Source organism: Campylobacter sp. JH32 (genome assembly GCF_017846535.1).
GTDB lineage: Bacteria > Campylobacterota > Campylobacteria > Campylobacterales > Campylobacteraceae > Campylobacter_D > Campylobacter_D coli.
Map to the genome: position 1 here is coordinate 166601 of NZ_JAEQBS010000003.1, position 15467 is coordinate 182067.

Consider the following 15467-nt stretch of genomic DNA (forward strand, 5'->3'; position numbering starts at 1 on the left):
AAGAAAGCTTTTACTTTCTTTGTGATTAAAATGTGATTGCTATACAAGGATTATTAGTTTTTGCATTGTCACTTGTGATGCAAACTCTTCCTCGTTCTCTTTCGTCTTCTTTGATATGACTTTGTGTTTCTTCTGCAGGAAGAATAAGAATAGACTCTGTAGAGGTAAGTTTTACTTGTTTAGAAAAAGTATTAACTATATCTGTGCTATCTGTGTTGTTTGTAGTTTGGCTATCTCCTGAATTCTCATTTTCTGGAAGAGATAAAATAGGTTTATCTGCCAAATTTTCGATGGCATTAGCATCAATACTACTTCCTGCGATAGCAAATGTCCCTTGAATATCAGTATATTTATCTTCAAATGAATATTCTTTAGTAATTAAATCGTCTAAAAAAGGTTTATTTTTGTTTTTAAGAATATCCAATAAACCCTGTGCTTCAGCATAGTAAGCATCGATTTTTTCTTGTGTGTTTTTATAGACAACTTCTAACTGATCATAAGGAAGTAAATCATTTTGCATAGCTTTTTGATAGACTCTTTCTAATCTTTTTATTTCAGCTTTTAAAAATTCCAATCGATTGAGATTGTTTTTAATACTTTCTAATTCAGGTTTTAAAGTAGTGTTTACATACTCTTTTAGATTGGCAAGACTCTCAATGATATAATTGTATTTACCCATAGAGGTTTTGTAAGTACTTTCATCACTTCCATACCATTTTTCAAATTCTGTTTTTAATCCTCCTTTGTTAAATTCAGTATAGAATTCTAAGGATTGTTTTAAAGATTCTTTTAGCTTTTTATCGCTTGTATTTTTTAATAGATATAAAAGAATAGCCACATCACCTTCATTGAATTTGTTAAAATCGATAGAATCTATATTTAACACATAATCCTCATTTAAAATTTCATCGATGATGGTTTTTAAAATTTCATCTTCAAAATCACTCTGTTCAAGAGTAATACTTGAAAGCTCTCCTTCGTTTGGAACTGTAGGTGAAGAGCTTGATCCTGATCCGTCGGGATCTACCTCTGATATTTTTGGAGTATTGTAAGTAAAATTATCCTTATCGAAGGTGATTTTGGATTTCTCATTTCCTATTTTACCACCATTTATCATATGAAGATGGGAGTTGCTAGTGGAAGTATTTGTAAGATACTCCAAACCTGCAATTTTGCTTTGATTAATAAGAGTTTGAAAATCAGTTGTATTTGATAGATTTAGGATATTTTCATTGTGGGTAATATAATTCTTGTTCGACGATGAATTTAATAACCCATAGAAGTAAATATTAGAATTGGCAATGTTACTACCATTCTCTATATTTCCAACAAATCCACCTGCAGCAATACTAGCACTAATTTTATCTATGTCGTTTAAAACAATATTTGAAAAATTTATACCATCACTTTTTATTCTCCCCGCAAATCCACCTGCATAAATAGATTTTTCATCCAGACTAGCGGTACCATTGGCGCTAATTTCTCCTATGTTATTTAAAATAATATTTTTATAAGTTCCAGCGCCTGCATATCCTGTAAAGCCACCTGCATAATTATTATCACTAATATTTTTTATATTATTTAAAGCAATATTTTCAAAAGTTCCATTGTTTATCCATCCGGCAAAGCCACCTATAAAACCAATACCTTTAATACTTTCAATATTGTTTAAAACGATATTTGATAAGCTCGCTATACCATTCTCATTATTAAGAACACCTCCCACAAAGCCACCTGCATGACTACCACTAATCTCTTCTAAATCATTTAGAACAATATTCTCAAATATCACATTGCCTTATGTCATTCCCGCAAAACCACCTGTAAAAGCTCCAGATTTAATAAATCTTATATCTTTTAAACCGATGCCATCAAAAGTTGTATTGCCCGTTGTATATCCTACAAAACCCCCACCATTATTCTTACCATAAATACTTTCTATATTACTTAAAATAATACTTGAAAAATCTCCACCGTTAATTTGGCCAGCAAAGCCACCTGCATATTTCGCAACTCCAATGTTGCCTAGATTTTTTAAACTGATATTATTAAAAGTCCCAGAATTTATCTCTCCTGCGAAACCACCAGAAGAACTATTTTCGCCATTAAAGCCTTCTATGGTATCTAAAGCAATATTAGAAAAAGTTCCATTTTCTATATGCCCTGCAAGTCCTCCTAGGTATTTATAAGAAAAGGCATATTTGGGAAATTGCAATCCATCAATAGTTAAATTTTGCACACTCCCACCCTTAATATAACCAAATAATCCTACATAAGTTTTATCAGCAACATCAATTTGTATATTAGAAAGTGTATGGTTATTACCATAAAAATTACCTACAAAACCATTACCAAACCCCACAGGATTGATTGTACTAGCACCTGCAAAATCAATATCTTTGCCTAAATATACATCTTTAAATTTTAATTCTCCAAATATCCCCTCATTGACTAATTTTGCAAATCCTTTCCAAGAATTAATCATCTCTTCATTGCTTGCACTTTGAGATCCAATGTAAAGGTATTCTTTAAAATTTCCATTAGTAGTAGCAGTACCAGTAAACTCATAATTATCAACTAAATTTGAATCATCTTTATAGGCATCATATACATCTTTTACCTCATATTTAAAAAAGCCTTCACTCCCAATTTCTGCTTTTAAATGAGTAGAGTTGATTCCAAAATCTTCTAAATAAACCTTATCTCCCTTGATATCTACTTTATCTGCTTGAAGTGTTCCTTTTATATTTTCTACCTTGTTTCCTACTAAAACAATTTCATTGGCTTTAATAGTTCCCATATTAACCACATCGCCTTTATTGGCATTAAAAACTGGAGAAAAAGAACCATCGACTGAAAAAGTATTGATTGCATCTATACCCATTGGAGTTGTAGAAACTCCAAATTTATTGGCATTGATTGTAGCTCCTTCGCCTACTAATACCCCACTAGGATTTACAATATAAACATTGTTAGTTCCACCATTTAAAGTTCCTAGAATTTGAGAAGCTTTGTTGGTATAATCTAGATTTAAATAGTTTTTGCCATTTGTAGTGAAATTAACAGTATTGTCTTTTCCGATATTAAATCCACCGCCCCAAGCAATCACATTGTGTGTTTTATCTCCTGTGATATTCATTATATTGCCATTTGTAGCAATACTTCCAGTTCCATTGATAAACTTACCTCCGCTAGGTAAATTTGATGCTGTTAAGCTTTGAGCTAAAACCAAACTTGTAATTACAGAAATATTTACAATAACTCTTAAAGATTTGCTAAGATGATTAGTAAAGTATGATGAAGTATTTAAAAAATGTTTTATGTTTAAAAGATTAGTTATGTTCATCCCCCCCCCCTTTTTTTTTTAAATACACAATATACGATCAGGACTTTTTAACATTATATTCCCCTTCTTTTTTATGGTTCGGATTATACTTATTGTTTTATTAAAAAAATAAAAATGAGATGTTCTGAGTGAAATTTTAATACAAAATTACTCTTAAATAATATCTTTATATTTAAAATTCTATAATATCTTAAAATTTAAGTATTTTATAATGCTTATAATTCAAGCATCACACGCAAAAATTTACACCATGCTCCATAATGAAAATACAAACATAAAATAAATAAATTTCATATTTCAAATACTAAGAATTTATATCAAAATTTGCTATTTAAAAGATAAAAAATAAATTAAAAAACTGATATGATTATAACATTGGGTTTTGGTATGATAAAATATACTTAATTCCATAACTTAATATTTGGATTTATTAAAAAATAAAATATGATTTTATAGAGAGTTAGAAGTGGCTCCGGATGTAGGATTCGAACCTACGACCAATCGGTTAACAGCCGACTACTCTACCGCTGAGCTAATCCGGAATATCTTAAAAAGTAAAATGTAATTATATTTGATTTTTAAAACTTTGTCAAGCATTTTTTTAAAAAAATGCAAAAAATATTTTATTCTTTAACGATAATACTCTTTAAATTTCTAAAATAAAATAAATTTACACCCTCTTCATAATCATAATCAAGCTTCATTCCATGAGATTCTAAAATAGTATTGACTATGTAAAGTCCAAGTCCAAAGCTTGATTTTTGCTTCGAGCCTCCTTGGGTAAAAGCTTGAGTATAATACTCTAAAGTGTTATTTAATTCAGGACCTCTATTTTTAAAACAAATATAATCATCCATTATATCGATTTGTATAAAGCCATTTTCAGAATGCTTAATACCATTATCAATCATATTTTTAATCGCAGTGGTAAAAAGCTTGAAATCTACATTTACAAAAAAGCTTTCATCCATAAAAATGCGTATGTTATTATCATCTCGCATAGCAATTTCTTTGGCTTCATCCAAAACATCTAAAATATTGTATTTTTTGCGGTTGATAAATGCTGCTCCTGAAGTAATCTGCTCTATGGCCGCAAATTCATTGATAAGAATTTCAAGACGGTTAAATATACTTTCTAATCTTTCTTTGTATTTATTATCCTCTAGCATTTCAAGAGTTATAAGCCCTTTGGTAATCGGGGTTTTAAGCTCGTGCATCATATTTCTTAAGAAAAATTGGCGTGATTGATTGAGCTTACGAATTTGAACGATCGCTTGATAAAAAGCCTCACTTACTTGAGAAATTTCATCCACCCCCGTGCTTACATCTTCTATATCATTAAGCTTTCCTTGTGCAAATTTATCAATTTGCTTCTTTAAAGCTTTTAAAGGCTTCAGTTTTTTAAATATATAAATATAGAGCAACACAAGTATACAAATCACGGCTACAGCTATGGCTTTAATGATAAAATATCTATAGGTTTGATAGTCTTGATCTTTGTAAAGATTTACCTTGCCATCAAAAATGATATTTAAATACACTTGTCTATCATAAGAGATGATTTCGATCAAGCCATTATTGACCTCGACTCTAGCTAACACTTCCCCGCCAAAAAGAATTCTACGAATTTGTCTAACCTCTAAGATAGGCTCCATTTTATTGTAATTTTTCGTTTGTTCTTCAAATTCTCTTTCACTAATTATCCCTGCAAAATTTAAAAGCCTTGCGTTGGCTATTAAAGAATATTTGGTATTTAATTCTCTAGTATAATTTTGCTGATCGTATTCTATAAGCCACAAAAACCCAAGAATAACACTGACACCAGCAAAAATAAAAATAAAAGTTATGGTATAAAAAATAGATGAACGATTCATTGAGTCAGCTTATAGCCTATACCTCTGATAGAATGGATATATTTTGGAGTTTTTGGATCATCACCCATTTTTTGACGAATACGGCTGATGATTACATCGATGCTTTTATTGCTTGAGTCTTCACTGATTGAAGAACAATTATAAACAAGCTCTTCGCGACTGACAACACCGCCTTCTTTTTTGATCAAATAGCTTAAAATGTCAAATTCCGCATTGGTTAAAGTCAGCTCTTGTCCTTTCATTGTGATGATATGCTTGTATTGATCATAAACAAGATCTTTAACGCTTTTTGCTATGGCGCTTTTTGTATTTGAAATGCGTCTTAAATGGCTTTTAATGCGCGCTTGAAGTTCTTTAGGATTATAAGGCTTTGGCAAATAATCATCCGCGCCCAATTCTAAAGCATTAACCTTATCTGTAATATCATGTCTAGCGCTTGAGATAATAATAGGCGTATCATACTTTTTACGAATTTCCTCACACACTTCAAGTCCATCAAGTCCTGGCAAGGAAAGATCCAAAATTATAAGCTGATATTCTTTTAAAGCAAGTTTTGAAAGACCTATATAAGGCTCGTGTGCGATATCAACTTTCATATCAAATTTTTCTAAATACTCAGCCGTAATTTCAGCAAGCTCTAAATCATCTTCTATCATAAGGATATTTGTCATTGCATTCCTTTTACTGTATTTAATCTTAGTTTTTAAATTCTAAACTAAATTATATAACGAAAGGGAAACCCTTTCATAAAAATTATTTAAGTATCAACAAAGTTGCAAAACCATTACGATAAACCCAAATTTTAGTAAATTCTTTTTTCTTCACTTGTCTTAAGGCTTGTTCTAAATCTTTTAAATTTTTAATTTCACTTTGTCCTACGCCTATAATGATATCACCCTCTTTAAATCCTGAATCCTTAGCCCTGCTCTTATCTTTAACACTTTCTACAAAAACCCCATTTACATCTTTTGGAATTTGCAAACGCTCTTTAAATCTTGGATCTAAATTTCTTAAAGTCATACCCTCGATCAAATCATTTTGAACGGCTTTAGGATTTTCTTTTTCTCCTTTAAGGATAAAATCAACCCTTTTATTTTCCCCATCTCTTTCAAAATCGAGTGAAATTTTTTGACCTATCTCTAAAGTGCCTATATAGTTTTTAAGATCGCTTGGACTTTTAATCACTTTATCATTTACCTTAGTTACCAAGTCCCCACGCTTAAGTCCTGCTTCATCAGCACTTGAACCCTTTTGTATATCGGTAATTAAAGCACCATCTTGATTTTTATAAGCTTTTTTAGTATCACCCTGTAAAGCAGAAATAGTTACACCCAAAAATCCTCTATCAATCCTACCCTTTTCAATAAGCTTTTTAGCTATATCTTTCACCATATTCGAAGGTATTGCAAAGCCGATGCCATTATTTCCACCCCCACGAGAAAGAATGGCTGAATTTATTCCTACTAAAAATCCGCGACTATCGACTAAAGCGCCGCCTGAATTTCCAGGATTGATTGAAGCATCTGTTTGGATGAAATTTTCATATTGGTTTAAGCCTATATTGTCTTTATTTAAAGCAGAAATTATCCCGCTTGTAACACTAAATCCAACACCAAAAGGATTTCCTAAGGCAAAAACAACATCTCCTTCCATTAAATCATCTGAATTTGTAAAAGTAATAGCCCAAAGATTGTTTGCTTCTATTTTAATCACTGCTAAATCCGTCTTTGGATCCTTGCCTATAAGCTTGGCTTTATATTCTGTATCACTGCCTGGCAAACTTACACTGATAGTATCTGCATCATCTACTACATGGTTGTTTGTAACGATATAACCATCTTGCGAAATAATCACACCCGAGCCCAAAGAGCTTACCACTTCTTTATCATTTCCTCCTCTTCTTTGTGGAAAATCAAAATCAAAAAATTGTTTAAAATAAGGGTCGTTAAAAAAATCATCTAAAGGACTTGGACGATTGGCTCTTGTAATGGTTTTTGAAGTAGAGATATTTACAACAGATTTTTTAGCATCTCTTATCGAATTATGATAAGAAAGAACTACATCTCCAGCCGCAGGATTGACACGATTGCTTGTTATACTTGTTTCATTAAAATTGATATTTGCAGCAAATAAAGCACTTGCTAAACTCAATGATAAAATAAGCTTTTTCATTTTGTTTCCTTTTTTATTTATATTATTCTTAAAACATATAATTTGTAAAATATTTTACGCATTTCATAAGTATAAAACCGAAAATTTACAAAATTGTAAATGAAAGCTTGAGTGATAAAAATTTATAAAACTTGATTGACTTAGGCTAAAGTTTTTGATATAATTTCTATTAAATAAAACAATTATATATTTTTTAAGGAATAACATGAATAGCTTATATGAAACACTTGGAGTATCTAAAAATGCTAGCGCAGATGAAATAAAAAAAGCCTATCGTCGTTTAGCAAGACAATATCATCCTGATATCAATAAAGAAAAAGGCGCTGAAGAAAAATTTAAAGAAATCAATGCCGCTTATGAAATTTTAAGTGATGAAAAAAAACGCGCACAATACGATCAATACGGAGACTCCATGTTTGGAGGACAAAGTTTTCACGATTTCTCAAAAAATACAGGTGGGGTCAATTTAGATGATATCTTAAAAGATCTCTTTGGTGGAGGCTTTGGTGGAGGCTCTTCTAGAGGAAGTCGTTTTAATGGTTTTTCATCAAAAGGCTTTAACACCGGCTTTGGAGGTTTTGGCGGATTTGAAGAAGAGGATTTGGATTCTACTATAGAACTTAGCATTCCTTTTGAAAAAGCAGTGGTAGGTGGAGAATATAGCTTTAATCTTCAAGGAGAAACGATCAAATTTAAGATTCCACATGGGATCAAACAAGGAGAAAAACTTAGAATTCGTAACAAGGGTAAAAATGGCCGCAATGGAACACGCGGGGATTTGATTGTTAAAGTTAAATTAGGAGAAAGTGAAATATATCAAAGAGAAGATGATGATTTATATCAAAAAGTTGATATCTCTTTAAAAACTGCCCTATTTGGTGGAAAAGTCACCGTTAATACTCTTAAGGAAAACAAAAAAGAAGCCACCATAACCATACCTGCAAATTCTAAAAACGGACAAAAAATTCGCCTTAAAGGCTATGGGGTGCAAAATCGCAAAAGTGACATCTATGGAGATATGTATTTGGTATTAAATGTTGTTTTACCAAACACTGAAACCTTAGATGAGAAATTAATCGAAATGCTAAAAGAAAAACTATCATAAAAAAAGGAGTAAAGTCATGGAACACCATTATAATGAACCCGTATATTTAATAAGTGTCGTAGCAAAAGTATTAAGCATACATCCACAAACCCTAAGACAATATGAAAGAGAAGGTTTGATAGAACCTAGTAGAACTGATGGAAAAATAAGGCTCTATTCTCAAAGGGATATCGATCGTATCAAGCTTATCTTGCGTTTAACGCGCGATATGGGGGTAAATTTGGCAGGAGTAGATGTGATTTTAAAGCTTAAAAATCAACTTCATGAATTTGAAAATTTAATCGATGAGCTACGCTTAGAGCTTAGCAAACAACAAAATCCAAATGCAAGCTCAAAAGCAGTTGTAAAACATAAAAATAGTTTTGATTTAATTTTTTATGAAAAAAAATAGATGGATAATTTTTTAGAAATTTTTTTAATTACAGCTGCTCTAGCTATCGTTCTTAATGTTATTTTCAAGAAATTTGAAATTCCTACTATTATCGGTTACATTGCTGCAGGAGAGATTATTTCTAAAATTTATCATCTAAGTGGCAAGGGTGAGATTACACATATTGCTGAATTTGGTATAGTATTTTTAATGTTTACTATAGGGCTTGAATTTTCTTTTAAGCATTTAATAGCCATGAAACAAGAGGTATTTTTAAATGGCTCTTTACAAATGCTTACTTGCGGCTTTGTTTTTATGTTGCTAGCTATAGGAATTTTAGGACTTGGTGATAAAAGCGCAACCATAGTAGGTTTTGCTCTAGCTCTTTCTTCAACCGCAGTGGTGCTTAAAATTTTAAATGATAATGGCGATATTAATGAGCAATACGGAAGAAAAGCCTTAGGGATTTTACTTTTTCAAGACATAGCTGTGATTCCTTTGTTATTGCTTGTGGATATTTTCTCTTCAAATAATCAAAACATAGGACAATTACTCCTTACAACTCTTCTTTCAGCAGTTATCTTAATCGCTTTACTTTTCTTTATAGGTAAATACTTAGTCGATAGGATATTTAGACTGATTATACGCGCTTCCTCGCAAGAAATTTTTATCAGTACTATACTCTTTATGGTGATTGGGGCAAGCTTTTTGGCAAATTATTTTGGTTTTTCTTATTCTTTAGGAGCTTTTATCGCAGGAGCCTTGATAGCAGAAACTAAATATAAACATAAAATCGAAGCAGACTTAATCCCTTTTAGAGATTTACTCTTAGGCTTATTTTTTATAACCGTAGGAATGCAAATTCAGCTTCATATCGTAGCACAAAATTGGTTTATTATCTGTGTCTTAACCTTACTTATAATGGGTTTAAAATTTGGCATAGTATGTGGTTTTTTATTTTTATATACCAAAAAAAGAGTGGCTTTAAAAACTGCTTTTTCTATCGCTCAAGTTGGAGAATTTGCTTTGGCAATCTTCTCGCTCTTGCAAGCAAAAAGTATGCTAGATGTTGAAACTGCTCAAATTTTGATTGTTGTTTCTATTGTAACTATGATTATCACCCCTTTTGTATTAAACAATATAAGAAAAATAGCCAATGTAGTAGAAGATATGACTTTAAACACTAATGTTGTTCAGCAAAGCACTCACAGCACCCTAAAAAATCATCTTGTAATCTTTGGATACGGACGCTTAGGACAAGAGATAGTGCAAAAAATCAAAAATACTGGTGTTCCTTATTTGGTTTTAGAAAGTGATTTAAATTTGGTAGAACTTGGCATAAGTCGGGGTGAAAATGTCGTTTTTGCCAATGCTGCCCAAGAAGAAACACTCAAGATAGCCAATATAACAGAATGCGCAGTAGCAATCGTAACCATAACCAACGAAGCCAAACTCGAAATGATTTGTCAGGTTTTAGCTTCTTATCCAAAGCCTATTGATACAATTATCCATGTTAATGGTAGTCTTGAAAAGATACTTTTTTCAAGTATCGATGAAAACATACGCATTGTAAGATCTGAAAAAGTCATCGCAAGAAATTTAGTCCAAGAGGCTCTAGAATGCAGAATTCACAAAAATACTTAAAGGATGGTATTGGCAAAAATAGATGAAAAAACTCTAAGGGTTAAATATTTAAGAGCCTTGGAAAAATTTGCAAATGCAGCTATTTCGGCTTTAAAAAAAGAAAATTTTGATAAAGAGAAATTTCAAGAAAGAATGGAAAAAAATAAAAAAATAGTTGAAAAATGCGAGGCGGTAAATTTAAATTCAAGCTATAATAAAAGCTTAGAAAATTTTGTAAATCATTGCCTTGATTTTTCAAAACAAAAAGAAGAACTTCTAAGCCTTGCAAATGCTTTAGATAAACTTAAAAAAGGTGAAAAGAAAGAAAAACATAAAACTTATTTGAAGGATTATTATGATTAATGTATTTTTTGATATGGATGGCACCTTAATCGACAGTGCAAATGCTATATCTTGTGCTGTCAATGAGATAAGAAATGAACTAAATTTAAGCCCACTTTCTAGGGAGAAAATCATGCAAACCATCAATACTCCAAATGTAGACTGGGCAAAAGAGCTTTATAGTATAGATAATTTCCATCATTCTAGCTTTAAAGATGGTTTTGAAAAATATTTCATCAAACACTATGAGCAAAGCGTGGTTTTATTTGAAGGGGTTAAAGAAATATTGGAATTTTTAAAAGAGCAAAATTGTTTTTTAGCTATCGCCACTAATGCGCCTCAAAGCTCGCTTTCTAGCATACTTAAAAAACATGAAATCATTCCTTATTTTGATAAAATTTTAGGTGTAAGTCTTGGTATAGAACCCAAACCCCATCCTATGATGCTAGATCTTTTAAAGTCTGAAGCGCCCCACAAAATAAGTGTTTTTATAGGTGATAGTCAAAAAGATAGAGAATGTGCGAAAAATGCTAATGTGCCTTATTTTCATGCGAAATGGTATCAAAAGGATTTACAAGAAAATGAATTTAGCAATGCAAACGAACTTAAAAACTTTTTAGAGAAGTATTTATAAGTTTTTTAATGAAAATTGAGTTAAAATAAAATAAATTTTTAAAAGAGTACATATGAGTGAATTATTAATAGAAATCGGAACAGAAGAACTACCCGCTATTCCTTTACTAAAAGAATTAGCCAATATAGAAAAAAAATGGAAAGATGTTTTAGAAGATTATCGCTTGGTGAGTGATTTTAAATTTTACTACACTCCGCGTCGCTTGGTGATTTTTCATGAAAATTTCGCAAGCAAACAAGAAGATAGCTTTGCTGAATTTATAGGTGCACCTAAAAATGTCGCTTATAAGGATGGTCAATTATCAGCCGCAGGACAAAGCTTTTTACAAAAAGCAGGCATTAGCGAAAATGAGCTTTCTTTTAAAGAGATCAAAGGTAAAGAAGTCTTGTATCATCAAAAAGCCATTAAAGGTTTGCAAAGCCAAGAAGTTTTAGGAGAGATGATTCATCAATTTTTAAAAAGTCTTAACTTTGGTAAAAGCATGCGTTGGGGTACGAATTCTTTTGAATTTATCCGTGCAATCCGCTCTATAGTTTGCATCCTAGATGACAATTTAGTCGAATTTGAAAGCTATGGTGTTAAGAGTGCTAAAAAAACTTTTATACACAGAAGTGTAAGCTATGACTTGCAAAAATTTAATAACGCAAAAGAATATTTTAGCCTTTTAGAAAAAAATTACATTATCTTAGATCCACTCCAAAGAAAAGAGAGAATACTCAAGCAATTTAAACTCCTAGAAAGCCAAAACAATATCCAAATAGGCGAAGATGAGGAGCTTTTGGCTGAAGTTATTGCTATCACAGAATACCCTAATGCACTTTTAGGAAGTTTTGAAGAAGAATATCTTCAAATTCCTAGCGAAGTTATCATTACTTCCATGAGAGAAAATCAACGCTATTTTGCAGTCTTTAATGAAAAAGGTTTAAGTAATCATTTTATCGTTGTAAGCAATGCAGTGTGCGAGGATTACTCAAAAATCATTCACGGTAACGAAAGAGTTTTGCGCGCAAGACTTAGTGATGCAATGTTTTTCTATCAAAACGATTTGCAAAGTGGCTTAAATCCTGAAAAACTCGCTAAAATGACTTATCTTGAAGGCTTAGGAACAATGCAAGATAAAAGTCTAAGAGAGATAAAAATCGCTGAAGTTTTATGTCAAATGCTAAACAATGATAAAATCGCAAATATAAGCACTGCGATCAAATACGCAAAAGCTGACTTAGCAACGCAAATGGTTTATGAATTTACAGATTTGCAAGGCATTATGGGAAGCTATTATGCACAAAAAATGGGTCTAGATTATGAAATTTGTCTTGCTATAAAGGAGCAATACCTACCAAATTCCGAACAAGCTCCACTTCCTAGCACTGAATTTTCAAGCATAGTTGCCCTTGCAAACAAGCTTGATACCCTCATAGGACTTTTTAGCATAGGTAAAATTCCAAGCGGTACAAAAGATCCTTACGCCTTAAGGCGTGCTGCTAATGGGATAATCAAAATTGCCCTAAATTTAAACAAAGAATTTGACATTCAAGCACTACTAGAAAAACTAGCAAGCCATTATAAAAACTTTGATATGCAAATTTTAAAAGATTTTATTTTTGAAAGACTTTATACCTTTTATAGCGTTAATGCTTCTTTTATCAAAGCGGTTTTAAGCTCTAAAAGCACAGATCTTATCCACATCAATCAAAGCGTAAAAGCCCTTATAGAATTAAGCAAAAAAGCTAATTTTCAAGAAAATTTCACTACCTTTAAAAGACTGGCCAATATCGCTAATAAAACTTCGCACAAAGTCGATGAAAGCCTTTTTGTTGAAGAAGCAGAAAATAAACTTTATAAAGCCTTTAAGGAAAAAATTCAAGCACACTCTTTACAAGAAAAACTTGAAAATCTCTTCTCACTTAAACCTTTTATAGACGAATTTTTTGATAAAGTAATGATCAATGCCAAAGATGAAAAACTTAAAAATAATCGCCAAGCACTTATCTATGAAATTTACGAAGAATTTCTAAAAATTGCCGATCTTAAAGAGCTAAGCCTATGAAAGCTTTTTTTCTTTTTTTAAGTCTTGCTCTTTGGCTCTTTGGAGCTCAAAATTTCGAGCTTATCAAAGGACAAGCTTTATTTTTGGAACTGGATAAAAAAGATTTTATTTCTTTGAAAAACGAAGATAAAATTTTAGCTACCTTTCCTCATCCTAAAAATCAAGAGAAAATTTTAGCTATATTTTCACTGCCTTATAAAAATCCTCCTCAAAATACTAAGCTTACCGCTCTTTATAAAAACAAAAAAGAAGAAATTTTTATAAAAACTTTGGAAGGCAATTACAAAAGTGAAAAATTAAGCGTAGAGAATAAAAAAGTTTTTCCACCTAAAGCTGTTAAAGAACGCATTGCTAAAGAATTTAAAGAAGCTAATGCAATTTATAGTTCTTATACTCCAAAAGCTTTATTTGATGGCTCTTTTAATACGCCTTTAAATTCTTTTATTACGAGTGATTTTGGCAAAGCAAGAACCTTTAATGAAAAAGTTGCAAGCTATCATAGCGGAACAGACTTTAGAGCCGCTGTAGGAACCCCCATCTATGCGGCTAATTCAGGTGTAGTAAAAATAGCAAAAGATCGCTATTTTGCAGGAAAATCAGTAGTCATTGATCATGGTTTTGGCATTTACTCGCAGTATTATCATCTTTCTAAAATCGAAGTTAAGGTAGGACAAAAGGTTAAAAAAGGTGATTTTTTGGGGCTAAGTGGAGCTACAGGAAGGGTTAGTGGACCACACTTACATTTTGGTATTTTAGCTGGAGGTAAACAAGTAGATCCTTTGGATTTTATCTCTAAATTTAATACACTTTTTCAATGAAATTTAGCGAATTTTTTCACGCTTGGCTGCATGAAAGTTATTATAAAAACGCTGTTAGTATAGGCAAAAATGGAGATTTTTTTACCGCAGTAAGCGTGGGAAATCTTTTTGGCACTCTTTTAGCAAAGCATTTTTTAGATCTTATAGATAAAAAAGTCTTAAAACTTCCCTTAGAACTTGTAGAAATAGGAGCCAATGAGGGCTATTTGAGTAGAGATTTTTTAGCCGCTTTGCTTGAATTTAGGCCTGAAATTTTTTCCAAGCTTTCTTTTTTTATCATAGAGCCTCATGAAAAATTAAGAAATTTGCAAAAAAAGACCTTAGAAGGCGTGGAATTTACACATAAGAGAAGCTTAAAAGAATGTCATTTTGAAAATGCCTTTTTCTTTTGCAATGAGCTTTTTGATAGTTTCACTTGTGAATTGATAGATGATGATAAAATGGCCTTTATTAAAGATTTTAAACTTGTTTTTGAGCCTATGGAGGCTAAATTAAAAGAAAAATGCGAAATTTTAAATTTAAAAAAAGGCGAATTAAGCCTAGAATTGGAAGAATTTTTTAAAGATTTGGATAAAGCTTCTAAAAAATTTATCTTTGCAAGTTTTGATTATGGCGTGTTTAACCCCCAACAATTTAGCATTAGAATTTATCAAAAACATGAAGTTTTTAATCCTTTTGAAATCACTTTAAAAGATTTTTTTGGTAAAAGCGATTTAACCTACAATGTCAATTTTAATCAAATTCAACAGCTTATAAAAGAACATGATTTTAAACTCTTAGCTCTAAAAAAACAAAACCAAGCCTTGATTGATTTTGGTTTTGAAGAATTATTAAAATACATCAAAGATAAAAATCTTAAGACTTATGAAAATTTTCTTTCACAAAGTAAAATTTTATTTTTTAATTTTGATGAAAAATTTCACTTCTTTGAATTTGCTAAATTCTAGCATGATTGTTTTCTTTATTTTTCAAATCAAGCATTGCATAACTAGCATCTGCTATATTAGCATAGTCTTTGATTTGAGAGATAAGTTCTTTAGGATTCATCAGTAACTTTGTCCTGTATATTTTTCATCACTTTTTATAAATTTACCATTGGTAAAATAATGAAAAGATCCTCCGCCTGCACTTTTACG

The 15467-nt window shown here is 31.2% G+C and carries 11 protein-coding genes, 1 tRNA gene and 2 pseudogenes; 8 read left to right on the forward strand and 6 right to left on the reverse strand.

What is annotated here, in order from left to right:
* Positions 1 to 25: 25 nt before the first annotated feature.
* From KAR67_RS09885 to KAR67_RS03610, 5 genes and pseudogenes are all read right to left on the reverse strand, one after another.
* A pseudogene (locus tag KAR67_RS09885) lies at positions 26 to 3346 on the reverse strand (filamentous hemagglutinin N-terminal domain-containing protein).
* 467 nt (positions 3347 to 3813) lie between these two features.
* Positions 3814 to 3888, reverse strand: a tRNA-Asn gene (locus KAR67_RS03595).
* Between the two features lie 81 nt (positions 3889 to 3969).
* The gene (locus tag KAR67_RS03600; protein WP_002777440.1) at positions 3970 to 5220 is read right to left on the reverse strand and encodes an ArsS family sensor histidine kinase; all 1251 of its coding nucleotides are present in this window, start codon (positions 5218 to 5220) and stop codon (positions 3970 to 3972) included.
* Positions 5217 to 5891 (reverse strand): response regulator transcription factor, encoded by a 675-nt coding sequence (locus tag KAR67_RS03605; RefSeq protein WP_002777451.1) that lies wholly within the window; start codon positions 5889 to 5891, stop codon positions 5217 to 5219. Before KAR67_RS03605 ends, KAR67_RS03600 begins: the two co-directional genes overlap by 4 nt.
* Positions 5892 to 5973: 82 nt before the next feature.
* Positions 5974 to 7392, reverse strand: a complete 1419-nt coding sequence (locus tag KAR67_RS03610; RefSeq protein ID WP_002787491.1) for a DegQ family serine endoprotease — start codon at positions 7390 to 7392, stop codon at positions 5974 to 5976.
* 205 nt (positions 7393 to 7597) lie between these two features.
* Here KAR67_RS03610 and KAR67_RS03615 point away from each other — a divergent pair, with 205 nt between their 5' ends.
* From KAR67_RS03615 to KAR67_RS03650, 8 genes are read left to right on the forward strand one after another with little or no spacing between them, the layout of a single operon-like run.
* Positions 7598 to 8497 (forward strand): DnaJ family protein, encoded by a 900-nt coding sequence (locus tag KAR67_RS03615; protein WP_002777454.1) that lies wholly within the window; start codon positions 7598 to 7600, stop codon positions 8495 to 8497.
* 16 nt (positions 8498 to 8513) lie between these two features.
* On the forward strand, positions 8514 to 8888 hold the full coding sequence (gene hspR, locus KAR67_RS03620) for a heat shock transcriptional regulator HspR (RefSeq protein ID WP_002777456.1): 375 nt from the start codon (positions 8514 to 8516) through the stop codon (positions 8886 to 8888).
* Positions 8889 to 10511, forward strand: a complete 1623-nt coding sequence (locus tag KAR67_RS03625) for a cation:proton antiporter (RefSeq protein ID WP_002792450.1) — start codon at positions 8889 to 8891, stop codon at positions 10509 to 10511.
* Between the two features lie 9 nt (positions 10512 to 10520).
* Complete coding sequence (locus KAR67_RS03630; protein ID WP_002781908.1) at positions 10521 to 10853, forward strand: hypothetical protein; 333 nt, start codon at positions 10521 to 10523, stop codon at positions 10851 to 10853.
* Positions 10846 to 11466 (forward strand): HAD family hydrolase, encoded by a 621-nt coding sequence (locus KAR67_RS03635; protein ID WP_002777462.1) that lies wholly within the window; start codon positions 10846 to 10848, stop codon positions 11464 to 11466. Before KAR67_RS03630 ends, KAR67_RS03635 begins: the two co-directional genes overlap by 8 nt.
* 52 nt (positions 11467 to 11518) lie before the next feature.
* Complete coding sequence (glyS, locus tag KAR67_RS03640) at positions 11519 to 13513, forward strand: glycine--tRNA ligase subunit beta (protein WP_131235443.1); 1995 nt, start codon at positions 11519 to 11521, stop codon at positions 13511 to 13513.
* Positions 13510 to 14331, forward strand: coding sequence for a M23 family metallopeptidase (locus KAR67_RS03645; protein WP_002777466.1), 822 nt, complete (start codon positions 13510 to 13512; stop codon positions 14329 to 14331). Before glyS ends, KAR67_RS03645 begins: the two co-directional genes overlap by 4 nt.
* Positions 14328 to 15278 (forward strand): SAM-dependent methyltransferase, encoded by a 951-nt coding sequence (locus KAR67_RS03650; protein ID WP_002781910.1) that lies wholly within the window; start codon positions 14328 to 14330, stop codon positions 15276 to 15278. Before KAR67_RS03645 ends, KAR67_RS03650 begins: the two co-directional genes overlap by 4 nt.
* A 99-nt stretch (positions 15279 to 15377) precedes the next feature.
* Here KAR67_RS03650 and KAR67_RS09890 read toward each other — a convergent pair.
* Positions 15378 to 15467, reverse strand: a pseudogene (locus KAR67_RS09890) (tRNA 2-selenouridine synthase); the annotation flags it as partial.

What these genes read in the sequence shown, in the direction of transcription:
- glyS (WP_131235443.1), top strand. Translation starts at nt 11,519, where the DNA reads ATGAGTGAATTATTAATAGAAATCGGAACAGAAGAACTACCCGCTATT.
- KAR67_RS03650 (WP_002781910.1), top strand. Translation starts at nt 14,328, where the DNA reads ATGAAATTTAGCGAATTTTTTCACGCTTGGCTGCATGAAAGTTATTAT.
- KAR67_RS03625 (WP_002792450.1), top strand. Translation starts at nt 8,889, where the DNA reads ATGGATAATTTTTTAGAAATTTTTTTAATTACAGCTGCTCTAGCTATC.
- KAR67_RS03605 (WP_002777451.1), bottom strand. Translation starts at nt 5,891, where the DNA reads ATGACAAATATCCTTATGATAGAAGATGATTTAGAGCTTGCTGAAATT.
- KAR67_RS03635 (WP_002777462.1), top strand. Translation starts at nt 10,846, where the DNA reads ATGATTAATGTATTTTTTGATATGGATGGCACCTTAATCGACAGTGCA.
- KAR67_RS03600 (WP_002777440.1), bottom strand. Translation starts at nt 5,220, where the DNA reads ATGAATCGTTCATCTATTTTTTATACCATAACTTTTATTTTTATTTTT.
- KAR67_RS03610 (WP_002787491.1), bottom strand. Translation starts at nt 7,392, where the DNA reads ATGAAAAAGCTTATTTTATCATTGAGTTTAGCAAGTGCTTTATTTGCT.
- hspR (WP_002777456.1), top strand. Translation starts at nt 8,514, where the DNA reads ATGGAACACCATTATAATGAACCCGTATATTTAATAAGTGTCGTAGCA.
- KAR67_RS03615 (WP_002777454.1), top strand. Translation starts at nt 7,598, where the DNA reads ATGAATAGCTTATATGAAACACTTGGAGTATCTAAAAATGCTAGCGCA.
- KAR67_RS03645 (WP_002777466.1), top strand. Translation starts at nt 13,510, where the DNA reads ATGAAAGCTTTTTTTCTTTTTTTAAGTCTTGCTCTTTGGCTCTTTGGA.